At 70.8% G+C, this 24,680-nt stretch carries 23 protein-coding genes; 13 read left to right on the top strand and 10 right to left on the bottom strand.

Annotated features, from left to right (window positions below; genetic code table 11):
* Nucleotides 1-2: 2 nt before the first annotated feature.
* Nucleotides 3-989, top strand: coding sequence for an alpha/beta hydrolase (locus DCE93_RS00225; RefSeq protein WP_108594119.1), 987 nt, complete (start codon nucleotides 3-5; stop codon nucleotides 987-989).
* Here DCE93_RS00225 and DCE93_RS00230 read toward each other — a convergent pair.
* From DCE93_RS00230 to DCE93_RS00240, 3 genes are all read right to left on the bottom strand, one after another.
* Complete coding sequence (locus tag DCE93_RS00230; protein WP_108594120.1) at nucleotides 960-2,093, bottom strand: DmpA family aminopeptidase; 1,134 nt, start codon at nucleotides 2,091-2,093, stop codon at nucleotides 960-962. The genes DCE93_RS00225 and DCE93_RS00230 overlap by 30 nt on opposite strands.
* A gap of 19 nt (nucleotides 2,094-2,112) precedes the next feature.
* Entirely contained in the window at nucleotides 2,113-2,538 is a 426-nt protein-coding gene (rbsD, locus tag DCE93_RS00235; protein WP_108594121.1) for a D-ribose pyranase, read from the bottom strand.
* Between the two features lie 99 nt (nucleotides 2,539-2,637).
* Nucleotides 2,638-3,639: a LacI family DNA-binding transcriptional regulator gene (locus tag DCE93_RS00240; protein WP_108594122.1), complete on the bottom strand. Its 1,002-nt coding sequence runs from the start codon at nucleotides 3,637-3,639 to the stop codon at nucleotides 2,638-2,640.
* Nucleotides 3,640-3,734: 95 nt separating this feature from the next.
* Between DCE93_RS00240 and DCE93_RS00245 the strand changes: the two genes are divergently transcribed.
* Genes DCE93_RS00245 through DCE93_RS00265 form a run of 5 tightly spaced genes read left to right on the top strand, consistent with a single transcriptional unit; the run spans nucleotide 3,735 to nucleotide 8,957 of the window.
* Complete coding sequence (locus DCE93_RS00245) at nucleotides 3,735-4,787, top strand: LLM class flavin-dependent oxidoreductase (protein WP_108594123.1); 1,053 nt, start codon at nucleotides 3,735-3,737, stop codon at nucleotides 4,785-4,787.
* The gene (locus DCE93_RS00250; protein WP_108594124.1) at nucleotides 4,780-6,219 is read left to right on the top strand and encodes an amidohydrolase family protein; all 1,440 of its coding nucleotides are present in this window, start codon (nucleotides 4,780-4,782) and stop codon (nucleotides 6,217-6,219) included. The genes DCE93_RS00245 and DCE93_RS00250 overlap by 8 nt, the downstream gene beginning before the upstream one ends.
* Nucleotides 6,220-6,247: 28 nt before the next feature.
* Complete coding sequence (locus DCE93_RS00255; protein WP_108594125.1) at nucleotides 6,248-7,261, top strand: zinc-dependent alcohol dehydrogenase family protein; 1,014 nt, start codon at nucleotides 6,248-6,250, stop codon at nucleotides 7,259-7,261.
* On the top strand, nucleotides 7,258-8,247 hold the full coding sequence (locus DCE93_RS00260) for a ribokinase (RefSeq protein ID WP_108594126.1): 990 nt from the start codon (nucleotides 7,258-7,260) through the stop codon (nucleotides 8,245-8,247). Before DCE93_RS00255 ends, DCE93_RS00260 begins: the two co-directional genes overlap by 4 nt.
* Entirely contained in the window at nucleotides 8,244-8,957 is a 714-nt protein-coding gene (locus tag DCE93_RS00265; RefSeq protein ID WP_108594127.1) for a hypothetical protein, read from the top strand. The genes DCE93_RS00260 and DCE93_RS00265 overlap by 4 nt, the downstream gene beginning before the upstream one ends.
* A gap of 32 nt (nucleotides 8,958-8,989) precedes the next feature.
* Here the strand turns inward: DCE93_RS00265 and DCE93_RS00270 are convergent, their stop codons facing one another.
* Nucleotides 8,990-9,886, bottom strand: a complete 897-nt coding sequence (locus tag DCE93_RS00270; protein ID WP_108594128.1) for a carbohydrate kinase family protein — start codon at nucleotides 9,884-9,886, stop codon at nucleotides 8,990-8,992.
* Nucleotides 9,887-9,955: 69 nt separating this feature from the next.
* Entirely contained in the window at nucleotides 9,956-10,180 is a 225-nt protein-coding gene (locus tag DCE93_RS00275) for a hypothetical protein (protein WP_108594129.1), read from the bottom strand.
* Nucleotides 10,181-10,310: 130 nt separating this feature from the next.
* On the opposite strand from DCE93_RS00275, the gene arr reads away from it, so the two are divergent.
* The 3 genes from arr to DCE93_RS00285 all read left to right on the top strand — a co-directional run bounded on the left by arr (nucleotide 10,311) and on the right by DCE93_RS00285 (nucleotide 13,123).
* Nucleotides 10,311-10,745 carry an NAD(+)--rifampin ADP-ribosyltransferase gene (gene arr, locus DCE93_RS00280; protein ID WP_420836958.1) on the top strand — a complete coding sequence of 145 codons (435 nt, stop codon included), beginning with the start codon at nucleotides 10,311-10,313 and terminating at the stop codon, nucleotides 10,743-10,745.
* Between the two features lie 447 nt (nucleotides 10,746-11,192).
* The gene (locus DCE93_RS14365) at nucleotides 11,193-12,152 is read left to right on the top strand and encodes a cupredoxin domain-containing protein (RefSeq protein ID WP_146184896.1); all 960 of its coding nucleotides are present in this window, start codon (nucleotides 11,193-11,195) and stop codon (nucleotides 12,150-12,152) included.
* Between the two features lie 548 nt (nucleotides 12,153-12,700).
* Nucleotides 12,701-13,123, top strand: a complete 423-nt coding sequence (locus DCE93_RS00285) for a GntR family transcriptional regulator (RefSeq protein WP_244284307.1) — start codon at nucleotides 12,701-12,703, stop codon at nucleotides 13,121-13,123.
* Nucleotides 13,124-13,414: 291 nt separating this feature from the next.
* Here DCE93_RS00285 and DCE93_RS00290 read toward each other — a convergent pair whose 3' ends face one another.
* Both DCE93_RS00290 and DCE93_RS00295 read right to left on the bottom strand, forming a co-directional pair.
* Nucleotides 13,415-13,612, bottom strand: coding sequence for a hypothetical protein (locus DCE93_RS00290; RefSeq protein WP_146184897.1), 198 nt, complete (start codon nucleotides 13,610-13,612; stop codon nucleotides 13,415-13,417).
* A 154-nt stretch (nucleotides 13,613-13,766) separates the two neighbouring features.
* Nucleotides 13,767-14,060: a hypothetical protein gene (locus tag DCE93_RS00295; protein ID WP_205647445.1), complete on the bottom strand. Its 294-nt coding sequence runs from the start codon at nucleotides 14,058-14,060 to the stop codon at nucleotides 13,767-13,769.
* A gap of 253 nt (nucleotides 14,061-14,313) precedes the next feature.
* Here DCE93_RS00295 and DCE93_RS00300 point away from each other — a divergent pair, with 253 nt between their 5' ends.
* Nucleotides 14,314-15,237, top strand: a complete 924-nt coding sequence (locus DCE93_RS00300; protein WP_108594133.1) for a BadF/BadG/BcrA/BcrD ATPase family protein — start codon at nucleotides 14,314-14,316, stop codon at nucleotides 15,235-15,237.
* A 54-nt stretch (nucleotides 15,238-15,291) separates the two neighbouring features.
* Here the strand turns inward: DCE93_RS00300 and DCE93_RS00305 are convergent, their stop codons facing one another.
* The 3 genes from DCE93_RS00305 to DCE93_RS00315 are packed head-to-tail and all read right to left on the bottom strand — an operon-like array spanning nucleotide 15,292 to nucleotide 17,523.
* Nucleotides 15,292-15,756, bottom strand: a complete 465-nt coding sequence (locus DCE93_RS00305; RefSeq protein WP_108594134.1) for an SRPBCC family protein — start codon at nucleotides 15,754-15,756, stop codon at nucleotides 15,292-15,294.
* Nucleotides 15,753-16,103, bottom strand: a complete 351-nt coding sequence (locus tag DCE93_RS00310; RefSeq protein WP_108594135.1) for an ArsR/SmtB family transcription factor — start codon at nucleotides 16,101-16,103, stop codon at nucleotides 15,753-15,755. Before DCE93_RS00310 ends, DCE93_RS00305 begins: the two co-directional genes overlap by 4 nt.
* 46 nt (nucleotides 16,104-16,149) lie before the next feature.
* The gene (locus tag DCE93_RS00315; protein ID WP_244284308.1) at nucleotides 16,150-17,523 is read right to left on the bottom strand and encodes a pyridoxal phosphate-dependent decarboxylase family protein; all 1,374 of its coding nucleotides are present in this window, start codon (nucleotides 17,521-17,523) and stop codon (nucleotides 16,150-16,152) included.
* 348 nt (nucleotides 17,524-17,871) lie between these two features.
* Here DCE93_RS00315 and DCE93_RS14475 point away from each other — a divergent pair, with 348 nt between their 5' ends.
* From DCE93_RS14475 to DCE93_RS00325, 3 genes are all read left to right on the top strand, one after another.
* On the top strand, nucleotides 17,872-21,642 hold the full coding sequence (locus DCE93_RS14475; protein WP_168186143.1) for an SCO7613 C-terminal domain-containing membrane protein: 3,771 nt from the start codon (nucleotides 17,872-17,874) through the stop codon (nucleotides 21,640-21,642).
* A gap of 124 nt (nucleotides 21,643-21,766) precedes the next feature.
* Nucleotides 21,767-22,501: an ATP-binding cassette domain-containing protein gene (locus DCE93_RS00320; protein ID WP_165906058.1), complete on the top strand. Its 735-nt coding sequence runs from the start codon at nucleotides 21,767-21,769 to the stop codon at nucleotides 22,499-22,501.
* A complete protein-coding gene (locus tag DCE93_RS00325) occupies nucleotides 22,501-24,672 on the top strand; it encodes a YhgE/Pip family protein (protein ID WP_108594138.1) in 2,172 nt (723 codons plus the stop codon). Before DCE93_RS00320 ends, DCE93_RS00325 begins: the two co-directional genes overlap by 1 nt.
* Nucleotides 24,673-24,680 lie beyond the last annotated feature (8 nt).

Below are 24,680 nucleotides of genomic sequence, written 5' to 3' on the forward strand. Positions count from 1 at the left end.
CCATGGTCGAGCGACGAGTTCACGGCGTGCCGCCGAGCGACGAGTTCCTGCGGCTGCGGCGCACCCTCGAGGTGCCGACGCCCACGCCGACGCCCATGCCTTCGCCCCCGACGCAGTTGGGCGACGAGCGCTGGTCGTTCCGAGTGTGGGCGGCCCGGCTGCCGGTCGCGCGCGAGGTCGTCGTCGAGCCGACGACCGAGATGCCGGAGCCCGGGTCGGAGTGGATCCGCCCGACACGGCCGGCATCGCGCCGGGACGTGATCCTCTACCTGCACGGCGGTGGCTTCCGCGTGGGTTCGCCTGCGACCGCGCGCTCGATCACCAGTCACCTCGCGGTCGCGAGCGGCCTCGAAATCGCGAGCGCCGCCTATCCGCTCGCCCCCGAGGCCACGATGGACGAGATGGTCGCGAGCGTGACCCGCAGCTACCGCGCACTTCGCACCCTGCGACCCGACGCGCGCGTCGTGCTCGCGGGCGATTCGGCCGGCGGATACCTCGCGCTCGCGCTGCTCGACCAGCTCGCCCTGCAGGGTGAGCCGAGGCCGGCGGCCGTCGTGCTGTTCTGCCCGCTGACGACGCTCGACGCGCGCGCCGACGAACGCCGCGAGGTGCGCGACCCCATGCTGAGCGAGGCGATGCTGACGTCGGTGCGCCGCGATGTGCGCCGGCCCCGTCGCCCCCGTCAGGCCCGGCCCGGCGCGCCTGCATTGCTGCCGCCCTGGCCTGGGCGGGCGGTGCCGCGGAGGACGGCGGCGACCGTCGGCGCCGCCTCACTCTCGGGCGTGCCGCTGCTCGTGCAGTACGGCGGTCACGAGCTGCTCGCCTCGTCGATCGAGGCCTTCGCCGAGCAGGCCCCCGACCACGCCCCGGTGGTGGTCGAGGAGTGGCGCCACGCGTTCCACGTCTGGCAGTTGTTCGCCGGGCTGCTGCCCGAGTCGGATGCGGCGATCGCCTCGGCGTCAGCGTTCCTGCGGGATGCGCTCGGGTGAGGCATCCGTGTCGAAGATCTCGCGCAGGCGGTCGTGGGGCATGGCATGGGCGGTCGCACCGTCGCGACCGGTCATCGTGGTCGCGCCGAGCATGGCGTTGACGACGGCCTCTTCGGTGGCGTCGACGACGGCGTCGAAGAGCTGGCCGACGGCTCGGTTCGCGAGCGCATCGAGCGTGAGCCGGTCGGCCCGGCCATCGTGCCCGTCGTCGGGCGGAATGCTGCCGCGGGAAGCCGTCGAGAAGGCGAGGAAGAGGTCGCCGCTCGAGTGCTCGCCGACCGCGCCGCAGCGCGCGATGCCGAGGCCCGCGCGTTGCGCGAGGCGACGGCACTGGTGGGGGAGCAGGGGTGCGTCGGTCGCGATGACGCCGATCACCGATCCGGCGCCCTGGCCCGGAGCCGAGTGGGGCACGGGCACCTCGGCGTCGGGGATGAGCCGGCCGACCGGCACGCCGGCGATGGTGAGGCGCTCACGGCGGCCGTGGTTGGCCTGGAGCAGCACGCCGACGGTGTACTCGGTGCCGCCGATGGCGACGACCCGCGAACTCGTGCCGATGCCGCCCTTGAATCCGTGGCAGATCATGCCGGTGCCGCCGCCGACCGATCCCTCGGCCACCGGGCCGCTGTGGGCGTACCCCCACGCCTCGCGCACGTGGCGCGGGGTGACGTGCTGCCCGACGATGTCGTTCAGCACGCCGTCCCACGTCTCGCCGACGAGCGGCAGGAACCACTCGTCGCCGCGCGAACCGAGGCGCGTGGCGGTCATGTCGACGAGGGTGTCGCGCACGACGCCCACCGAGTGGGTGTTCGTCAGCGCGATGTCGCCGGTGACGAGGCCCGACTCTTCGACCCAGTGGATGCCGGTGAACTCGCCGTTGCCGTTCAGTCGGTGGAAGCCGCCGAAGACCGGCTCGCTGAAGGGCTCGCCGTCGTGCGGCCGGATCACGGTGACGCCGGTGCGCACCGGACCGCGGCCGACGTGCAAGTCGCCGTCGCCCTCGATCACGGTGCTGTGCCCGACGAGCACGCCCGGTACGTCGGTGATCGCGTTCAGCCGCCCGCGCTCGAGGCTGCCGAACTGCAGACCGAGCTCTGACGCCCTCATGTGCCGGTCTCCTCGCCGATCAGTCGCCGTCGGCCATGCCGAGTGCGAAGAAGTCGAGCCCGCCGACCAGGAGCACGTTGCCGTACGGCGTCGTCTCACCCGTCTGCACGATGAGCCGGGCGGTCGGCAGCAGCTCCTCGATGTCGTCGTGCGGCAGTTCGCGCACGCGCGTGCCGGTGAACACCTCGTCGACCGTGGCGCTCACGGTGGGGTTGACCTTGCGCATCTCGGCCGCGATGATCACCTCTTCGATGACGAGCTCCTCCTTGAGCACGCGCACGACGGCGTCGACCGAGGGGATGCCGTTCGTGAGGGCCAGGTCGAGGGTGGCCACGCCGGCGGGCACGGGCAATCCGGCGTCGGCGATGACGATGATCTCACCGAAGCGCAGGCCGGTGACGGCGGCACTCAGCTGCTGGTTGAGAAGGGCACTGCCACGCTGCATGATCTCTCCTTTTTGCTAAAACGTTATTGCACGAGTACAGCGCGCGCAGGGCTCGTCTGTCAAGCGCGTGACACGAGGAGCGGATGCCGCGGCGACGGGTCAGCCGGTCGCCTTCGTCGATTCGCGCACGATGAGCTCGGGCTGCAGCAGCACGTGCCGGCCCGGGCCGACGTTGCGCTCGAGCAGCAGACGCGTCGCCTCGATCGCGATGCGGTCGACCGGCTGGCGCACGGTGGTGAGCGGCGGCCACGAGATGCCCGAGTACGAGATGTCGTCGAAGCCGACGATGCTGAGGTCGTCGGGCAGTGCGATGCCCTTGCGATGCGCTTCGGCGAGAGCGGCCAGGGCGAGCAGGTCGTCACCGGCGCACAGAGCGGAGAAGGTCGACGCGCGGTTGATGATGCGCTCGGCCTGGTCGACGGCGTCTTCGATCGTGAAGCTGCTGAAGCCCTCGGTCACGACGGCGAGTCCGTGTTCGGCCATGCGGGCGCGCACGGCGGCGTGGCGGGCGCGGGCGCTCGAGAGCTCCTGGTCGCCCGCGAGCTGGGCGATGCGGGTGTGGCCGAGGGAGACGAGGTGGTCGACCATCATCTCGCCGCCGCGCCGGTGGTCGCAGCTGACGAAGTCGCCCGTCCAGCCGTAGACCTCGCGATCGACGACCACGGTCGGCACGGCGTCGGCGAGCGTGTTGAGCCGGGCGAGCTTCGTGCCCGCGGTGGGAATCAGCAGGAGTCCGTCGACGCGGCGATCCTCGAACGCGCGCAGGTAGTGCTCTTCGCGGCCGGCATCGTTGCCGCTGTCGCCGATCAGGAGCGAGAGGCACTCTTCGGCGACCGCGCGCTCGACGCCCCGCACGAGTTCGGTGAGGAACAGGTCGGTGACGTCGGGCACGATGATGCCGATCATGCCCGAGCGCTTGCTCGCGAGCGAGCGGGCCACGAGGTTCGGTTCGTAGCCGAGCTCGTCGGCGATGCGACGCACCTTGGCCCGCGTATCGGCATTGACCCGGCGCACGCCCGTCAGCGCATTGGAGGCCGTGGAGACCGACACGCCTGCAGCCTTCGCCACGTCGACGATCGTCGGTCGCTGCGACTTCGCCATCAACCCTCCAGCGCCCGTTGAGGAGTCATTCCGTAACCGACCCTAGACCAACGGCCGCTCCGGGCGTATGGTTGCAAAAACGTTTTAGGAGCAGCGTGGACCTGAAATTCGGATTCAGCATGAACCCCAGCGACCTCAGCGAGGTGCGCGACGTCGGTCGCGCCGCCGAGCGCGCCGGGTACGACCGTGTCGGAGTGTGGGACTCGCCCGCGCTCTTCCATGACCCCTGGGTCACCCTCGCCTCGCTCGCCGAGCACACCGAGCGGATCCGCATCGGCACGTGGGTCACCAACCCGCTCACGCGCCATCCGGTCGTGACGGCGAGTGCCGCGGCCGCGCTCGACGAGCTCGCGCCCGGCCGAGTCGTGCTCGGCATCGGCACCGGCGACAGCGGCGTGTACAACCTCGCGCGCACGGCGGCCCCGCTCGAGGCGCTGCGGGAGTACGTCGAGGCGGTGCGGAGCCTGCTCACCGACGGCGTCGCCACGTGGCAGGGCGGCACACTCCGCATGCGCCCGGCGGCCAACCCGGTTCCGATCTGGGTCTCGGCGCACGGCGCACGATCCATCCGCATGGCGGGGCGCATCGGCGACGGGGTCATCTTCGGCCTCGGCGTCAGCCCCGAGGTGGTCACCGAGTGCCGAGCCATGCTCGCACGCGGCGCCGACGAGGCCGGACGCGATGCCGCAGAGCTCGAGCAGTGGTACACCGCGCCGTGGTACGTCGACACGGATCGCGTGAAGGCCCGCGAGGGCGCCCTGTGGCACGTCGCGAGCCTCGCCCACCACATCGCCCGCAGCGGCGTCGTCGGCAAGTTCATCCCCGAGCAGATGGTCGAGGGCGTGCTCGAACTCGGCAACGCCTACGACCTCATGTCGCACGGCGACCCCTCCGAGTCGCTGCGCGCCGAGTACCGGGCGCTCGCCCGCTCGTCGGGCGTCGCCGACTACCTCATCGACCGGTTCACCATCTCGGGCACCCCCGAGGAATGCGCCGGCCGAGTGCTCGCCGCCGCCGAAGCCGGCGCCGAGCGCCACGACTGCGCGAACGACTCACCCCCCGGCTCGCTCGGCGACCGGCCCGACGCCTGGGCCAACGCCGTCATGCCGCTGCTCACCCCCCACATCGAGAGGACCCTCCATGCTTGACCTCGCCATCCGCAACGGCCATGCCGTCACCCCCGAGACCGAAGGGCCGATCGACATCGGCGTGCGCGACGGCCGGATCGTCGAGCTCGCCGCCGCGGGCACCCTCGGCCCCGCCCGCACCGACATCGACGCCACCGGCCTGCTCGTGCTGCCCGGCGGGGTCGAGGCGCACGCCCACATCCTCGAACCCGCCCACCGTGGCTGGACCAAGGGCGAGGAGGTGTGGCTGCAGGGTCCCGAGGGCGCCAGCCGCGCCGCGGCCTTCGGCGGCACCACGACCGTCGCCTCCTTCGCCTTCCTCGGCGTGCACGACCTGAACAGCGACGACCCCGTCGAAGCCGTGGCCCGCCGCCGCGAGCTCTTCGAGGGCAAGTCCTACGTCGACTTCACCTTCCACCCCGGCATCGTCGGCAATCCGTCGGCGAAGCTGCTCGAGAACGTCGGGCGCGCCGTCGAGGCCGGCATCCCCACCTTCAAGGCCTTCACCACCTGCGTGACCACCGCGCAGGAAGGCGTGAAGATGGACGACGGGCCGCTGCTCGAACTCATGGAGGTGCTGAGCGCCTCGGGCGGCATGCTGCTCGTGCACGCCGAGTCCGACGAGCTGGTGACCCACATGGAGGCCAAGCTCAAGCACGACCACCACGACGAGTGGTACAACCTCCACCTCGTGCACTCCTCGCTCTCGGAGGAGCTCGCCTTCCACAAGGTCTGCCGCCTCGCCCGCGAGCACGGCACGGCCGTCTACTTCGTGCACGTCACCGGCGAGAGCGGCGCGCAGGTCATCGCCGCCGCTCGTGCGGGCGGCCAGCCGATCTACGGCGAGGTGCTGCACAACTACCTCTGCTTCACGGCCGAGGACTACAAGCAGCCAGACGGGGGCAAAATCCAGACCTACCCCGCGCTCAAAGAGGACCGCGACCGCGACGCGCTCTGGAACGGCCTGATCGACGGATCGCTGACGACCGTCGCGACCGACGAGTACACCACCGACTACGCCACGAAGGTGGGCGGCAAGACGATCGAGACCGCCTGCGGCGGGCACGCGGGCATCGAGACGCGCGGCATCATCACCTACACCGAGGGGGTCGCGACCGGGCGCATGTCGTTGCGGCAGTTCGTCGACGTCTTCTCGACGAGGCCGGCGAAGGTGCTCGGCTTGTACCCGAGGAAGGGTGCGATCGCGATCGGCTCCGACGCCGACTTCGCGATCTGGGACCCGTCGGTCGAGCGCACGATCACGATCGACGACCTGCACCACGACGGCGACTACAGCATCTGGGAGGGCTGGGACGCCCGCGGATGGCCGCTCACCACGATCGTGCGCGGCGAGGTCGTCGTCGACCGCGGTCAGCTCGCCGGCTCGCCCGAGCACGGTGAATGGCTGACCCGGAGGCTGACAGCCGAGGTCCTCCAGGGCCCCGGTGCCTGAACCGATCACGACACGAGAGAGACGAACCATGAAAGCAGTGGTCTACAGCGCCCCGACCGAGTTCGAGGTGACCGACATCCCCGACCCCGTTCCCGGACCCGGGGAGATCCGCTTCCGCGTGGAGCTGGCCGGAGTCTGCGGCACCGACCTGCACGTGCACGACGGCACCTTCTTCGCCGAGTTCCCGCTCACCCCGGGGCACGAGCCCGTCGGTATCGTCGATGCGATCGGCGAAGGGGTCGAGGGCTTCGAGATCGGCCAGCGCATCGTCGCGACCGGCGTCGGCGGCTGCGGTGAGTGCGAGAACTGCCGGCGCGGCAAACGCCTGCTGTGCACCTCGCTCACCGCGCTCGGCGTCACCGGGCCGGGCGGATTCGCCGAGTACATGATCGCCCCGGCGCGCTGGTGCTTCGATGCCTCCGACCTCGACCCCGAACAGGCCGTGCTCGCCGAACCGACGGCGTGCGCGATCCACGGCGTCGAACGGCTCGCGCCGCGGCCCGGTTCGAGCGCCCTCGTGATCGGCGCCGGCCCGACCGGGCTGATCCTCGCCCAGCTCCTCGCGCACGGCAACGCGGCGACCGTCACCGTGGCCGCGCCGTCGGCGCACAAGCTCGAGCTCGCGGCCAGGTTCGGCGCCGACGAGGTCGTGCGCATCGGCCGCGACGGCTCGGGCTACGACGAGCTGCGCAGGATCGCCCCGAACGGCTTCGACATCGTCGTCGACGCGACCGGTGCGGCATCCGTCACCCAGCGTGCGCTCGGCCACGTGCGCGACGGGGGCACGCTGCTCGTCTACGGCGTCACCGACCCCTCGGACACGGTTGAGTTCAGCCCGTTCGACGTGTACCGCCGTGAGATCACGATCACCGGGTCGTTCGCCCAGATCGACTCCTTCCCGGCGGCGCTCGCGGCGCTGCGCTCGGGCCGGGTGGCGACCGAAGGCCTGATCAGCCACGTCTTCGCCATCGAGGACTTCGAGCAGGCGCTCTCGACGCTGCGCTCCGACCCGACGGCGCACAAGGTGGTGATCCGTCCGTGAGTGACGGGCCGCACCTCGTCGTGGCCGGGAGCTACGGCTGGAGCACGCGGTACGTGCTCGCCGCCGCGCCCGGCCCCGGCGAGACCCTGCTCGCCGACGAGGTGCAGTTCGAGCACGGCGGAAAGGGGTCGAACCAGGCCGTCGCGGCGGCTCGGCTCGGGGCATCCGTCGACTTCGTGACGGCCGTGGGCCACGACCACCCGGGTGAAGCGGCCATCGCGCTCTGGCAGGGCGAGGGCGTGCGGGCCGATCCGGTGCGGCCCGCGGGCCTGCCCACGATGACCGGCACGATACTCGTCGAGCGCGACGGCGAGAACCGCATCGTGGTGGCGCTCGGCGCCATGCTCGCGCTCGGCGCCACCGACGCGCACCTCGTCGGTCGGCTGGTCACCGCGGACTCCACCGTGGTCGTGCAGAACGAGGCGCCCTACGCCTTCACCCGCGCCGTGCTCGAACGCGCCGCCGCGGCGGGTGCGCGCACCGTCTACAACCCGGCACCGGTCAGCGCCGCGCTCGACCACCGCGACCCCGTGTGGCAGGCCGTCGACGTGCTCGTGCCCAATCAGCACGAGGCGCGTTCACTGCTCGGCGATTCCGACCTCGCACCGGATGCCTCGGCTGAGGAGCTCGCCCGCGAGCTCGCCGAGCGCACCGGATGCCGCGTAGTGCTCACCCTCGGAGCTGAGGGAGCGGTCTTCGTGGCGGGCGGGGCGGTCGAACGCGTGCCCGCCGTGCCGGCGACGGCCGTCGACACGACGGGCGCCGGCGACTGCTTCACCGCGGCGCTCTCCGTCGCGCTCGCCGAGGGCGCCGTCATGCGCGATGCGGTGCGGTTCGCGTGCCTCGCCGCGTCGCGAGCCGTGCAGCAGCCCGGCGTGATCGACGGGCTGCCCCGCCGTGCCGAGCTGGCCGAGGAAGTCGTGGGGCACCAGCGCGAGTGGATCACGGAGTTCGGTCGCAGCGTCATCCCGCGGTTGCGACGTTGAGCGGCGCATCAGCGCGCGCCTGGACCGTCATCGTGCCGCTCTTCGGGCCGGAACCCGAGCAGCGACCCGCCTGGCAGTCGCCGGCACTCGTCTCGGCGATCGCGCTCGACACGATCGAGGCGGTCGCGTCGGCCGCATCGGTGGGCCGCATCGTGCTCGTGACGGATGCCGCGGCGCACCGCCGGCTCGGAACGCTGAGTGAGCACGCGGCAGCCGTGAGCCAGGTGCTCCTGACCACGCCGCTCGCACGCAGCGGCGCGATCGAGCTCGCGCGCCGACACATCCATCGCACCTGGGGGTCATGCTCGGTGGCGGTCATGCCCGCCGCCGTGCCGTTCCTGCGGCCGGCGGAGCTCGACGCGGCGCTCGCCGAGGCGGCGCGCTACCCGCGTGCCGTGCTGGCGGCGGCCGACGAGCGCGGGCCGGCGCTGCTCACCGCGAGGGAGCACAGCCTGCTGCCGAACGGCGAGCCCGACTCCTACCGCGGCCACCTCGCGCTCGGCTTCACCGAACTCACGCGCGCGGGCAGCCGCTCGCTGCAACGTGACGTGGGCACGCTCGACCGACTCGCCGCGGCGGTGGCGGCGGAGGCGGCGGAACTCGCGGATGAGCCCGGGGGAGTCGCGCCCGCTCCGCGCACCAGGGCGGTGCTCCGAACGCTCGCGAGCGCCGGAGTGGCACCGATGAGCGGGTGGCGCGCGCTCGGCTGAGGTGCGCCCGCGGCGCGGCGCGTCGCCGGGCGTCAGGCCGGCTGGGCCGGGCCGTCCAGCACCCGGTCGAGCACCGGGTGCAGGTGCCGGGTCGTCAGCACCGTTGCCGCGTGCCGCGCCCCGGCGCCGAGCGCGTCGACGAGCGAGGCGCCGGCCAGGTGCGCGTCGAGCACGCCGGCCATGAACGCGTCGCCGGCCCCGTTGGTGTCGAGCACGTCGACGGGAACGGAGGCGACCTCGGTCAGCCGCAGCCGGCGGTCGGGGTCGGCGTCGCGATCGATCGCGATCGCGCCCCGCGCACCGAGGGTGCAGACGACGACGGATGCCCCGCCCCGCACGCACTCCTCCATGAACGGCTTGGGGTCTGCGCCGATGCGGTCGGCGTTCATGAAGATCCAGTCGGCCGCCTCGATGAACGGCCGGTGGAACTCGGCGCTGCCGTCGTAGTCGTGGATGTCGGTCCAGATCGGCGACCCGGCCCTGCGCGCCGCGTCGATGAGCCCGCGGGAACGCTCCGAGAGGTCGAGCACGATCGCCGGGGCATCCGCCATCGCCTGCGCCAGGTCGGCCGACGGCGGCGTGCCTGGGTCGGCGGGCGCGCTGAGGTAGAGCGAGACCCGCTCGCCCTGCCGCGTCATGAGGTTCAGATGGCTCTCGGTGCGCGCGGCCGGCAGGCTCGCGAGCCCGACACCGGATGCCTCGAGCGCGCCTCGCACGCGGCGCCCCTCGTCATCACCGGCGATGAGCGTGTGCAGCAGCACGGGCCGGCCGAGGCTCGCGAGACCGAGCGCCTTGCCGGCCGAGGTGCCGCCGACGGTCTCGTAATCGTCGAGCGCGAACTGCATGTGCGGCACGGGCTCGGGCAGGTGCTCGAGGTAGACGATGCGATTCCAGGCCGCCGGGCCCGAGATGACGATGGGTGCGCTCATGGTGGTGTCAGCGTAGGCAGACCACGCCGTGATTCGGCACCCATCGATCGGCTTCGAGCACTCAGCGACCTACCGGCTGAAGAGCTGGGGGAGGAGAATGACCGCGAGTACCACCACAGGAATGAGCGCGATGACGGCAAGCGCGCGATTGATGCGCTGGCGACTGACCGTGCCTTTTCTGAACGATGATGACGAGATGTGGTCCAGGTTCGGAAAGAGGGCCTGATACGGCGGCTCCTTCTCAGGGGCAACGTCGGGTTCGCGTTGGGGCGGGTCGTCATTGAGGTTCCCCATTTTCTGATCGTACGCAGCGCCCGGCAGTGACGCGAGGCGCGATCGTCTCGCGCTGCCCGCGCCATCAATCGATCCTTCAAGGCGACGAGGAATATCTGCAGATCCGGTTCGGTGGCCGCTGTGCTGACGGATGTCGTCTGCTTACACTGTCGCAGTGAGCCAAACGCTGGACGAGGGGCCGTTCTTCCACGGCACGAAAGCCCATCTCCGAGACGGTGATTTCCTGACGGCCGGCTTCCGGTCGAACTATCGTCCCGAAGTCGTGATGAATCACATCTATTTCACCGCTCTCCTCGACGGTGCCGGACTCGCTGCGGAACTCGCGGCCGGTGACGGTGCCCCGCGCGTCTACGCCGTCGAGCCGACCGGGCCGTTCGAGGACGACCCGAACGTGACCGACAAGAGGTTCCCCGGCAACCCCACCCGCTCGTACCGCAGCAGTGCCCCGCTCAAGGTCGTTGGCGAGATCACCGATTGGACGCGTCAGACTCCCGAGGCGCTGCAGGCGTGGAGAGAACGGCTGGCAGCGCTCCGCGCCGACGAGCGAGGCGAGATCATCAACTAACAGGCAGTACTCCATTGAGGCGAGAATCCGTCCCGCGCTGCATATGGGTATCGATGGCGAGCACCTCATCGTCTGCCCTTCGGGGAAGGAACGTCGACCGGGGCGATTGCGTGACTAAGCGGGCTGTTTGACGGTCAGAAACGAAGGCGGTCTCAATGGGCCAGTGCATTACTCGGGTCGCGTCGATCGTAGCGACGAGCGACTCAACCGACTACTCGCCGGGCGCGCCAATTGGTAGCACTGGAGCACGCACACCATGACGTCCGGCGTCGGGGCTCGTTTGTTGCATGGAACGCCGTTGCGTGCCAAGGAACCGCTCGGCAACGTCTGGCAACGACGGCTAGGGGCCAGGTGACTTCTCGGCGTTGTGGAGGATGACCTCAGTCCCGGGGTTGGTCATTGTTTAGCAGTTGAGGCCCACGATATTGGTCGCGCTCGCAATCCGTGGTGCTGACGCTCGACGTATGTGTGCTTTCGGCCGATCCGTCGATCCACAGGATCGAAACACGGGATACATGCAGCCAATGCGGGTTGGCTGAGCGAATGAGAACGGGCAGACTGCATCAGCGGCGTTTGGTTGTTGCCGCGACGTGCCTCATTTTGGCCACTTTCACCCTCGCAGCCTGCTCGTTCCGCACGGAACCTCCACAAGCATCACAGCAAACGGCGGCGGACCTCGCCGCATCTGTGGAGGAACTTCGCGGCGTCCATTCGGCGAAAGCGACGGTCAACGATGTTGATTTGAAAGACAAGCCAGGCGAGTGGTACGTCCAGCTGACGGTCGACGCCGATTCAGCCGCTGACATCAATGGCTTGCCGTTCGCACTCGCCCCAGTCCTCGACGACGCACAGTTGCACGGTCAGAGGATACGGCTCGCTCTTCGTATACCAGGTGGCCCTGGCATCGCCTCAACCACGCTCGGTGCGATTTCGGGCGGCAATGTCCGCACTGCGATCGCGCTTCGGTCGGTCCCCGGGGTTCTCTCTGTAGATGGGGCGTCATACTCACCGAAATTGCTTGCATCAATGGCTCCGTCAACAACGCTCACGACCATCCTGCCCACGCTGCGAGACGCGTTGCGTGCCGGCGGCGACGAGGTCCCCTCGGTGATGGCGGCCTGGACCGGCGAGGTGAACACTCGCTTTTCCGTCGATGTCTCCTCAGCTTGGCCGTCAGAAGAGTTGGTCACCGCATTGGAGAAAGTCGGTCGCATGAGCTCGTTGAGATACCTCGCCGCGTTGCAGCGCACCGAGTCGATGCCAATGATTACTGCTGATCTGACGAAGTCAGCAGACGTGACCGTTGTTGCCGATTTGCTTCGAGAAGTGACAGACAGCGGCAGCCCTGCCGGAACACACTTTTCGGTCAACGGCCCTAATGGCGAGCAACTCACAGGAACGATCTGAACGCGTATCCAAACCGCAGTGAGGGATCCCTATGTGCGTTGGTGAGCTGTTCTGAGTTCTGGGCGGAAGCGGTCCGCTGCGGTGTCCCACCCGAGGACGCGTTGCGGTCGGGTCTTGATCCGTTCGGCGATGTCGTCGAGCTGCCGGAGCGAGAACCGGTTCAGGTCTTCACCGTTCGCGAGGTACTGGCGCAGGAGGCGGTTGGTGTTCTCATGCGACCCACGCTGCCATGGGCTCCGTGGGTCGCAGAAGCAGACCTGGCCGAGCTCGGCGGCCAGTTCTTGTGCTCTGCCATCTCGCGGCCGCGGTCCCAGGTCAGCGACAACCGCAGCGTTGGCGGTACGCCCCGGAGGTCCTCGACGATGGCCCGGTGTACAGCGTCGGCTTTTATCCGTGCGGGAGGGGCACGATCCGCACGAACCGGGTCTGCCGCTCAACCAGAGTCGCCACCGCCGAGGGGCGACGACCCATGACCATGTCGCCTTCCCAGTGCCCGAGCGCACGATGCGAGTCCAGCACTGGATATCTATCGGCAGTTCCGTGGTCTGATCGTCTCAGGCCAGCTCGGCGCCGGCGAACGATTGCCGACCATGCGACAGACCGCAAGTGACCTCGGAGTTGCGCCCGGCACCGCGGCGAAGGCATACAAGATGCTCGAGCGAGACAGGCTCGTCGTCACCCGCACTGCAGCGGGCACCCGTGTGGCGAGTTCGGCAGCGGTCCTCCCTCGGTCGGTGGTCCGGCGCATTCGCGATCTCGTCGCGGAGGCAGAGGCGGCCAGCGCTGACACTGACGATGTGATCGATGTGCTGCGCGTCATCTGGCAAGCCGAGGTCGGTACACCGGCACCGCCCCACACCGGCGAGAACCGTCACCGAATGCGTGTCCTGCGTGAACTCGACATCGTGTTTCAAGTGCGGGTGGAACGCACCGCCTCTTCGGCGTCAGCCGAAGAGAAGCCTTCGTCTTGAAGCTCTTCAACGAGTTGTCTCTCGCGCTGAGCCCGGGCCAGTGCCTGGCGTGCGGCCCGATTCACGGTTACGAGGGTGGATAAGAGTCGGTAGCTCAGGTACGCGATCAGCATGAGCGCACCGAGAAGTGCGGCCACGAGAACCGCTGAGCCGAACGCCGCGATACTCTCCATGAGATCACGCTAGAGCCTCATGGATTTCCCTCCTAGTCGCAGCCGGCAGAGACGTGTGTCACCACCGATCGTTCCGACTCTCGAACATCAGCGTGAGGACCGGTCGGGCAGGTCTGGTTCAGCCGGCCGGTGTGTGGCCCGGGGCGATGAGATCGTCAGCGGCGGCCTCAGCGAGGAGCAGCGCCGTGCGCGCGCGCTGGCCGTCGGTGTAGGCGTTGAGTGCCCGGATCGCCGCGATGACGAGCCAGGCGAGCGCGACGACCGCCGCGAGCGCGACCACGATGTAGATGACACTGAAGAGGCTGAACATATCCATGCCCCGAAGGTATCGGGCAGGCGCGCGTCTGTGCGTCGGCCGGTTGCTGACATCCTTCGAGGCGCCGACTTTGGGTCGCCGCCAGAATCGACAGCGAGTAGTCGCCGCCAGAATCGACAGTGCGTAAGCGTCGTCGGTACCGATCGTTTGAGGTCTACCCAGCCGGAGAAGCATTCGGGTCGGTTCCCGCGAGACGCACCAAAGTCGTCTCGCGCGGATGGTTGCCAGCGGGCTCAGGTTCCACCTCCGCGAATAGCTCGAATCGTCGCTCTTTTGCGTGGTCCTCGGCCCACCGGATGGCCTCCAAAACGTCGGCGGTGCCGCTAAGAGTCCACGCATCGAGATTCCATCCGAAGCCAGGAGCAGGCCGCTCCCAGTAGTTCACCCGGTACACCGGATCATTCACTTCTTGTCGGGACTCGCTATGCGTCGTCTGGCGGGCGTCCATGGTCGCCAGCGTAGGCCCAAGTGCCCAATGGCGACGCGCGTTTCAAACGACCGGTTCTGAATATGCAGGGTTCGGCACCCGCCGCCATCGAACGTCTGGTCGTGCGCACTGAACATGAGTGTTCGTCCGAGTTCACGCGACACCAACCCCGAGGGATGGACGGATTATTACCAGCACCGAGCTGGCGGCGACCCCGGGTGACCGCGGCGCCCGGTCGGTTCCACGACGCGACCCAGCTGGTAGCGTCGCACGCGTGAATCCGACGAGCACGCTCGCGATCGACGCGGGCCAGTCCGGCATCAAGGTCAGGCACACGGATGCCGCGGGCTCGAGCGAATGGTCGGCTCCGGGCATTCGCACCGACCTGCCGCTGCTGCCGCAGCTCGCCCGCATCGTCGCGCAGGCGCATGAGGGCGGTCGCACGGCCGAACGCATCGGGCTGGGTGTCTCGGGGCTCACCGAAGACGAGACCGACGCCGGGTACCTGCTCGCCGCCGCGACGCCGATCGGCGCCCGCAGCGTGCACCTCGCCCACGACTCGATCACCGCCTACCTCGGTGCGCTCGGCGACGAACGCGGAGTCGTCGTCGCGGCCGGCACCGGTGTCGTGACGCTCGCCGTCGGCGCCACCGAGATCGCCAGGGTCGACGGGTGGGGCTACATCATGGGCGACGCCGGCAGCGGGTACTGGCTTGGTCGGGCCGGACTCGAGGCGGTCATGCGCGCCCACGACGGCCGCGGCGACGCGACCGCACTGAGCGATGTCGTGCGCGCGGATTTTCCCGACCTCGAGGCGGCCTACATCGAGCTCCAGGGCGACCCGGGGCGGGTGCAGCGCGTCGCGTCGTACGCGCGTGCGGTGGCTGACGCGGCTGCGGCCGGTGACGCGGTCGCCGAGGCGATCGTGACCGATGGGGCGCGCGAGCTCGCGGCATCCGCAACCGCCGGGCTTCGCCGCGTCGGCGAACTGGGCGTGCCCGACTCGCGGGTTCGCGGGGTCGGCGGCCTGTTCCTCGGTGAGGTGCTCGGGCGAGAGTTCGTCGCCGCGATTCGCGCCAGGCTCCCCGGTGCCGAGGTCCGGCTCGGCGAGGCGCACCCGCTCGACGGTGCCGCGGCGCTCGCCGATGTCGCGCCGACGAGCGCGCTCGCGGCCCACATCGCCGTCGCGCACGTCTGAGACGGCGGCGCGGGCGCCCGCGGTGCACCCGCGCGACGCCCGCTGCCCGGGTGTTCAGCCGCGGGTGAGGTACGCCTCGATGCGGTCGAACGCGCCGATCCAGGCCTGGGTCTGGAAGAAGTCGCGCAGTTCGGGTGTCGGGAAGCCGGTCTGCTCGACCGTCATGAGGGTGCCGCCGTCGTTCGGCTCGAAGGTGACGACGACGTGCGTCGTCATGGCGGCGCCGTCGGGCCCGCTGCCGGTCGACTCGGTGACGAGCCGGTGCGGGCGATCGATCTCGAGGAAGGTCTGCACCTCGCGGAACAGGGTGTCGCGGTCGGGCCCCCAGACGGCGGTCTGCGTGCCGCCGACACGAAGATCGACCTCGATCTCGACGACGCCGGGCTCGTCGTCGAGGATGGAGTACCAGATCTTCTGCTTCCCGGCGTCGGTGTAGGCGTCGAAGACCTCGCCGGGTGACGCGGGGAGCTGTCGCTGGAGCCGGAGCCCGATCGTCTCGTTGGTGTCGGTGTCGCTCATGATTCCGTTCCTTTCGTGAGGGTGAAGTAGGCATCGAGACCGTCGAGGCGACGCTCCCAGAGCCGCTGGTAGAAGGTGATCCACGCCATGGCGTCGTCCAATCGCTCGGTGCCGAGGCTGACCTGCCGCGCACGGCCGACCTTCTCGGTCGTGACGAGGCCGGCGGCTTCGAGCACGTCGACGTGCTTGCGGATGCCGGTGAGCGTCATGCCGCTCGGTGCGGCGAGCTCGGTGATCGTGGCTGCGCCGGAGCCGAGCCTGGTCAGGACGCCGCGCCGCGTCTCATCGGCGAGGGCCGCGAAGGCCCGGTCGAGGAGCGCCGGATCGGATGTCTGTTGCTGAACCATGTGGTTCAGTGTACGACACTGAACCGAAGAGTTCAATGATGTGGTCTCACATCGTGTCGAGGATCGCCACCAGGTGCTCGAACGTCGTGTTGGGGTTCACGATCGCGAACCGCGTGTTCGGCCGCCCGGCGTGCGAGCTCGGCGTCACGAACGCACGCTGCTCGTCGAGCAGCCGCGCCGACCACGCGTCGTAGTCGGCCTTCGTCCAGCCCTCGCGCTCGAACACCACGACCGACAGTTGCGGCGCCCGCACGAGGCTGAGGCCCGCACGCGACTCGATCTCGTCGGCGATGCGCTGCGCGAGCGCGAGCGAACTCGAGATCGCCTCGCGGTACGCGGCGCCGCCGTAGCTCGCGAGCGAGAACCAGAGCGGCAGCCCGCGCGCACGCCGCGTGAGGTGCGCGGCGTAGTCCGACGGGCTCCAGTCGCCGCCCTCGGTGAGCGTGTCGAGGTACTCCGCGTGCTGGGTGTGCGCACGCCGGCCCATCTCGGGGTCGCGGTAGATGAGCGCGCACGCGTCGAACGGAGCGAAGAGCCACTTGTGCGGGTCGACGATCACCGAGTCGGCGTGCTCGACGCCCGCGAAGCGGTGCCGCGCGAGCGGGGAGAGCATGCCCGCGAGCCCGTAGGCGCCGTCGACGTGGAACCAGAACTCGAAGTCGCGCTTCAGCTCGGCGATCGAGGCGAGGTCGTCGACGATGCCGAAGTTCGTCGAGCCGGCGGTCGCGACCACGGCGAAGACGGATGCCCCGTGCTCCTCGAGTGCCGCCCGCACGTCGTCGCCCCGCAGCATCCCATCACCGGCCGGGGTCACGGGCACCACGTCGACGTCCATCACGCGCGCGGCCGACGCGATCGAGGAGTGGGCCTCGGCGCTGCACACGATCTTCCAGCGACCACCGGGCGGGGCGGGCACCGGGGCATCCGTCTCGCCCTGGCTCAGCCGGTGCCGCGCGTGCTCGCGCGCCGCGACGAGGGCGGAGAGGTTGCCGAGCGTGCCGCCCTGCACGAACACGCCGCCCGAGCCGGCGGGCAGGCCGAACTCGCGGCCGAGCCACGAGAGCACCTCGTTCTCGGCGTGCACGGCGCCGGCGCCCTCGAGCCACGAGCCGCCGTAGAGGGCGCTCGCCGAGACCACGAGGTCGAACGCCGTCGCCGCCTTCGTGGGCGCCGTCGGAATGAAGGAGAGGTACTGCGGGTGGTCGGTCGTGATGCACGCCGGGGCGAGCACGTGCTCGAAGAGGGCGAGGGCGCGGGCCGCCCCGATGCCCTGCTCGTCGATCGTGCGCCCGGCGAGGCGGCGCAGCTCGGCCTCGGACACGGGCTTGTCGAGCGGGGTGTCGTCGCTCAGGATGCGCCGGCGCGAGTAGGCGAGCACGAGGTCGACGAGGTGCGAAGTCTCGTCGGAGGTGGAGTGCATGCGCGTCGCGGGGTCGCGGGGTTCGCGCTCGGCGGTGAGGTCGGCGTTGGACCCGCGGGCGGGTTCGTTGCGGTGCATCCGGATGTCCCTTTCGACTCGGCGCGGCCGGGACGCCGGCGGGCCAGAGGAGAGTTTCACATACCGCGGCCGAACTGCAAAAAAACCTCACGATTCCTGCGTCATGCGCGGCTTCCGTGTGCAAAACGGCGACGGCGCGCAATGGATGCCGCGGTCGACGCAACGCCGCCGGCAGGTGTTCCCCGGGGCACACGACTCGTCTCGGTCTTCGGCGCCGAGCGCGACCCCGAAGCCGGGCGTGTCGGTGGCCGGCGTGAATAGACTTCGCCAATGGTGAGCGCATGGAACCAGCAGGCGGCCCGATACCTGCTGGCCTCGACGATCTGCCCGCGGTGCGACGCCGAGATGCGCGACAGCGCGATCTGCCCGTCGTGCCGCGCCGACCTGCGCGGCGCCGAAGGTGCGCTCGTGTGGGGTGCCTCGCAGCGCGCCGCCGAGGCGGTGCTCGAACGGCAGCGGCTCATCGCGGCGCTGCCGACGGCGTCACCGGCCACGGCCGCGCAGGTGCGGGCGGCGGCCGGAGCGTCCGTGCCGTCGCCCGCAGGTTCCGAGCGCCGCACCGGGGCCCGCGTGGCGCCCGTGCCGCGAGCGGATGCCGCGGTGCCGACCGCGACCTCGCAGCTGAGCGTGCAGTCCGTGCTCGCCGTCGCCGGCGCGGGCCTGTTCGCGGTCGCGGCGATCGTCTTCACGTTCCTGAACCCCGACGTCGGATTCGGAATGCGCACGGCGGTGATCGCCGTCGTCACGGCGGTCTTCCTCGGCGGCGCCTGGGTGCTCCGGCGCCGCGGCGTGCGGTTCTCGGCGGAGGCGATCGGTGCGCTCGGCATGGTCTTCGTCGCCCTCGACGTGTGGGCCTTCTCGGAGCTCGCGCCCGCTGCGGTGAGCGGTTGGGCGTTCGCGGCGCTCGGCACGTTCGTCGCCGCCGTCGTGATGCTCGTGGTCGGGTGGCGTGCACGCATCCGAAGCTGGTGGTGGACGGCGCTCGTCGGCCTCACCCTCGTGCCGGCGTTCTTGGGCTACGCCGCCGGCGGGTGGGCGACTGCGTGGGGCCATCTCGGCCTGATCGCGGTCGCTCTGGGTGCCCAGCAGCTCGTGCGGGTCGCAGCTCCTCGCTTCGGCACGGTGCTGCGAACCGATCGCGTGACGCTCACGGTCGTGCAGGTGCTGGCAACCGTCGTGGTGCTCGCGCAACTGGCCGTCCTCCCATTGGCTGAGGTGCAGAGCCCGGTGCTCGTGCGTGCGGCGATCCTCGCGCTGCTCGCCGTGCTGGCCGCCCTCGCGGCCCGCAACGGACTGCCGAGATTCTGGAGTTTCGCCGCGGGCGCGCTCGGCACGGCGGCCCTCGTCGTGCTTCCGCTCGCGCCGGTGAACCTCGATGCGGTGTGGCTCACGACGCTCATGCCCCTCGCCGCAGCGCTCGCAGTGGGGGCGTCGGGGCTCCTCGGAGCCGGGGGAGTCGTGCGCGCTCGCGCCCTGCAGGCCGGAACCCTGACCGTGGGCCTCGCCGCTGCGCTGCCCGCCGTCATGATCTCCCTCGGCGCACTCGGCTCGGTGGCCGTGGCGTTCCTCGACGACGGACTCGCGCCGTTCCGAGACAGGGTGACCGCCGACCTCACCGCTGCAGACGTGGCATCGTTCGCCCCGCCGGCCGATGCGGCGCTGGCCGCCGTGCTCGGACTCCTCGCGGCGGCGTTCGGCGTCGCCCTTCTCGCCGCGGGCGCCCGTCGCGTGGAGTGGGCCGGGACCCGCTCCGGCTTCCCCGTCGGCGTGCTCGAGCTCGCGCTCTGGATCGGCGCGCTCGCAGCCGCGGCCTTCGTCGGCTGGCCGGCGTTCGTGCCGCTCGCGGGCGCCGTGGTCGGCATCGCGGTGAGCGTCGCCGCCACCGCCGCGGTGCTCGTGGCGTGGTCGCCGTTCACCGGCGTGCGCGCGAGCATCCGCGCGCCGTTCATCGCGCTCGCCCACGTCGCACTGATCGGTGCCGCCCTGCTCAGTTGGGTCGACCCGGCCATCACCGTGCCGGTCGGGGTCGTCATCGTCGCTGCGATCCTCGTCATCGCCCGCCCGATCGCCGCGGGCGCGCGAGTGCTGCACGTCGGCGCGGCGTACGCCTACGCGCTCGTGATCTTCGCAACGGCGCTCGACCGGGTGGGTGTCGTGACGATCGCGGTGCTCTGTCTCACCACGACCGCCGCGGCGCTCTGCGCGCTCGCCGCGACGCTCGTGCGGCGGGTCGACGCGCGCTCCTGGTACGCGATCCTCGTCGTGACGGCCGTGCCGTTCCTCATCGGCGTCGCCACCGTGCTGCGCGAGCCGAACGGCTGGACCGCGCTGTCGACCGGGGTCACGTTCCTGCTCGCCCTCGCGCTCGTGCTCACCCGGCGCCCGGGCCTGAACCGCCTCGTGCGCTCCGCCGCGGCCGCGATCCTCGTGCCCTCGCTCGCCGTGGTCGCCGTCTGCCTCGGCTCGGAGTTCCTCGAGGTCAGCGGCTCACCCGTGGTGCTGCCGATCATCGCCGTGATCGTCGCGACCGTGCTGCCCGCGACGAAGGCCGTCGAGGCGGCGCTCGTGGCTCGTGGTCAGAACGCGGGCACCGCGGCATCCGTGCGCCTGTGGATCGAGATCTCCTCGCTCGTGACCGCGGCGATCGCGGTGCAGCTCGCGCTCGTGCGCGATGCCGCCGGACCGGGCACCGCGATGGCCGTGCTGGTCGTGCTCGGTCTCGGCTTCGCGGCGACCCGCATCGTCGCCGGCCGCCGCTACGGCTGGTGGCTCGCCGCCGCGAGCTGGACGGGCGCGCTCTGGTGCGTGTGGGCGATGCTCGACATCGACGTCGTGGAGCCCCACACCCTGCCGCCGGCGCTCGCCGCGGCGCTCGTCGGCGCGATCCTCGTCGCGCGTCGCGGGCGGGGGCTCGCGCTCGCCGCGACCGGGCTCGCGTGCGCTCTCGTGCCCTCGCTCGTGCTGCTCGCCGCATGGGGAACGGAGCCCGGGGCGTTCGCGTGGCGCACCGCGGCGCTCATCGCGGCATCCATCGCCCTGCTCGCGGCGGGTTGGGCCCTGGGCCGCTCTGCGACGGAATCGAAGGCGCGGATGCTTCGCGTACCCGTGCTCGCGGCGGCACTGCTCGCGGCGGCCGCGGCGCCGATCCAGGCGGTGCGCTGGGGTCTCGAGCGCGACGTGGTGGCGCTCGCCGATTCCGGCCTCGTCATGCTCCCGGTGCTCGGCCTCACGCTCGCGGGCGTCGTGCTCGCGGTCGCCGCGGTGTGGTTGCTGCACGATGGCGCGACGAGCGCCGGTGCGAGCTTCGACGCGTGGCTGCTCGGCACGAGGTGGTTGTTCGCCCCGGCGCTGCTGTTCCTCGTCGCGGGGCCGATCACGGCGATCAGGCGCGAGTGGTTCGCGATCTGGACCCTCTGGGTGCTCATGGCGCTGCTGCTCGCCCTCTCGCTCGCCGCAGTGGCCCTCGCGCGCCGGGCGCGACCCGTGCTGCCGCCGTTCTGGTTCATCTACGCGCTCGCCTGGGTGACCGGGGTCCAGGGCTGGAGTGAACGCGACCTTCGGGTCGAGGTGTTCTCGCTGCCGCTCGGGCTCGCCGTGCTCGCTGCGGGCATCATCGCCATGCGACCGGCGGCGCCGGCCGCGATGCCGGCGCGCCCCTCGCTCAACTCGTGGCCGATCGGCTTCAGCGGCAGCTGGTTCCTGCTCGCTCCCGGCATCGTGCTCACATTCCTGCCGTCGGTGCTCGCCACCGGCACCGACCCGCAGCTGTACCGGCCGATCCTCGTGATCGCGCTTGCCCTCGTCGCCATCCTCGTGGGCTCGTCACGCAAGCTCGCCGCCCCCTTCCTGCTCGGGCTCGCGGTGCTGCCGATCGAGAACATCGTCGTGTTCTCGGCGCAGGTCGACCGTGCCGTCGGAGCGATGCCGTGGTGGATCACGCTCGCGACGGCGGGCGCGGTGCTGCTCGCGATCGCGGTGGGATCGGAGCGCCGCACCAACCAGGGCGGCGGCGTCGCGGCGCGGCTGCGCGAGCTCGAGTAGGCCGCGACCGCCGAGTTGCCGAGCCGCCGAGCCGCCGAGCCGCCGAGTCGCCGAGTCGCCGAGTTGCCATTCTCTGCTTCTGCGTTCTAAACTGACTAGTCAGTACAAACGAGAAGGATGCATCGTGTCGATCATCGTGCGGGCGCACGACCTCGCCCTCCACTCCAAGCGCGGCGCCGTCTACGGCCCTGTGAACGTCGTCGCCGATGACGGACTCACCGTGCTCCACGGCCCGGCCGGCAGCGGCCGGACGAGCCTGCTGCTCACCCTCGCCGGGCGCATGAAGCCCACGAGCGGCGTGGCAGAGGTGCTCGGCCACGAGCTGCCCCGTCGCGCACGCCCCGTGCAGCGCGCGACGGCGATCGCCGGCTTCCAGGGCATCGACACCCTCGAGGAGTCCGTCACGGTCGGCGCCGCAATCCGCGAGCGGGCCGCCTGGCTCGCGCCCTGGTGGGCGATCGTTCGACGCACCGACGACGCCGAGCTCCGCCGCGTGCTGGCCCCCGTCTTCGGCCATGTGCCGCTGCCGACCGCCGACACCCTCATCTGGGACCTCGACGAGGTACAGACCGTGCTGCTCCGCATCGCCCTCGCGATGATGAGCGAGCCGAAGCTGCTCTTCTTCGACCAGATCGAACAGCTGCAAGCGCCCGCCGCCCGGCTCGTGCTCTGGCAGCGCCTCGACGCGATCACCCGTGCAGGCACCGCCGTCGTGGCATCCGCTGCCGCGCCCGACATCGAGCTCTGGAACGAGCTCGGCATCGCCCCCCTCGCCTTCGACATCTCCATCACCGCGCCAGAGGCCCCGGCGATCGCCGACCCCGATGACGCCATCGACCTCATTCTGGAGCACGCCTGATGTTCGCCTTCCTCTCCTCCGGCACCGAGCTGCGCCGCTTCCGCAAGGGCGTGCTGCCCAAGATCGCGCTCGTCGTGCTGCTCTTCATCCCCCTCATCTACGGCGCCCTGTACCTCTGGGCGTTCTGGGCCCCGACCGACGAGCTGAAGAACTTGCCCGTGGCCCTGGTGAACGAAGACACGGGCGCGAGCCGCGATGGTGAGGCGATCACCGCGGGCGATGACCTCGTCGACGAGCTCACGAGAGGCGGCGAGCTCGACTGGCGGGTCACCGATGCCGCGGATGCCACGACCGGCGTGACCGACGGCGACTACTACTTCGCGGTGACCATTCCGCGCGACTTCTCGACGAGCGCCGTCTCGGTGGGCACCGACGACCCGAAGCCCGCGACCGTCGAGGTCGAGTACAACGACTCCAACAGCTTCCTCGCCTCGACGCTCGGCAAGTCGGCGATGGTGCAGCTCCGCGACGCGGTCGCCGAGCAGGTCGGCCGGCAGACCGCCGATGCGATGCTCGTCGGCCTCAACGACGCCGGCGCGGGCATCCGCGCCGCCGCCGACGGCGCCGGCACCCTCGCCGACGGCTTGACGACCGCGAACGACGGCGCCGGGCGACTCGTCGTCGGCCTCGGCGACCTCTCGAGCGGCGCGAACGCCCTCGACGCGGGCGCGACGAAGCTCGCCGACGGCACCGGCACCCTCGCCGGCGGGCTCGACCAGCTCGCCTCGGGCGCAGGCACGCTCTCGGGCGGGGCCGGCACCCTGGCCACCGGGCTCGACCAGCTCGCCGCCGGGGCCGGGACCCTCTCGACCGGTGCGTCGAAGGTGGCGAACGGCGCGACCGAGCTCTCGGGCAAGGTGAACGACGCCGCGACCGGGTCGACCATGCTCGCGGGCGGCGCGCATCAGCTCGCCGACGGTGCGGGCTCGATCGCAGCCGGCACCCAGCAGGTCTCCGCCTCCGTGGCGGCACTGCTCGCCGCGATGCAGGCCCACCCCGAAGTGCCCGCGGCGGCGTACCTCGATTCGCTGCAGCAATTGAGCGATGGGGCCTCGACCCTGAATACGGGAGCGCAGAGCTTCGCCGACCAGAGCTCCGCCTATGCGGGCAAGGCCGACGAGCTCTCCGCCGGGCTGAACGCCGGAGCCCCGAAGGCGGCCGAACTCGCGGCGGGCGCCGCACAGGTGCGCGACGGCGCGGTGACCCTCGCGGGGAAGTCGGGCGAAGCGGCATCCGGCGGACGCACGCTCGCCAGCGGTGCGTCGACGCTCTCGGCCAAGTCGGGCGAGGCGGCATCCGGTGCCCGCACCATCGCGACCGGCGCGGCGACCCTGAGCGCCGGCACCGGCGACCTCGTGAGCGGCACCGGGCAGCTCGCCGACGGCGGCACCCAGCTCGCCTCGGGTGCGACCCAGCTCGCCGACGGCGCGGGCACGCTCGCCGACAAGCTCGACGAGGGCGCCGCCGAGGCGCCGCAGCTCACCACTGCCGACATCGAGGCGAAGGCCGACATCATGGCGGCGCCCGTGCAGCTCGACCAGAGCTGGCAGAACGAGTCGAAGAGCTTCGGCGAGGGGTTCGCCCCGTTCTTCATCGCGCTCGCGACCTTCGTCGGCGGCCTCATCACGTGGCTGATCCTGCGCGCCCTGCCGACCCGGGCGCTCGCCGCCTCGGCCAGCGGCCTGCGCGCCGTCATGACGGGTTTCCTCCCGGCCATGGCGATCGGCCTCGGCCAGGTGGTGATCATGGTGCTCGTGCTGGTCTACGGCATCGGCCTCGAACCTGCGTACTGGCTCGCGACCTCCGCCTTCATCTACCTCGTCACCCTGGCATTCCTGGCACTGCAGCAGATGTTCATCATCGTGCTCGGCACCGCCGCGGGCCGGGTGGTGAGCCTCGTGCTGCTCATGCTGCAGCTGAGCTCCTCGGGCGGCACCTACCCGGTCGAGACCACGCCGCAGTTCTTCCAGGTGCTGCACCCGTTCATGCCCGCCTCCTACGTGGTGAGCGGCCTGCGCGAGCTCATCACCGGCGGCGTGGACTCTAGACTGTGGCTTTCGGTGCTCGTGCTGGCCGGCATCCTCGTCGGTTCGCTCGCGATCAGCGCCTGGAGCGCGGGCAAGCAGCGCATGTGGAGCGTCAGCCGCCTGCACCCCGAGCTGGCGATCTAGGCCGCGGC

The organism is Agromyces badenianii, from assembly GCF_003070885.1.
Classification (GTDB): Bacteria; Actinomycetota; Actinomycetes; order Actinomycetales; family Microbacteriaceae; genus Agromyces; species Agromyces badenianii.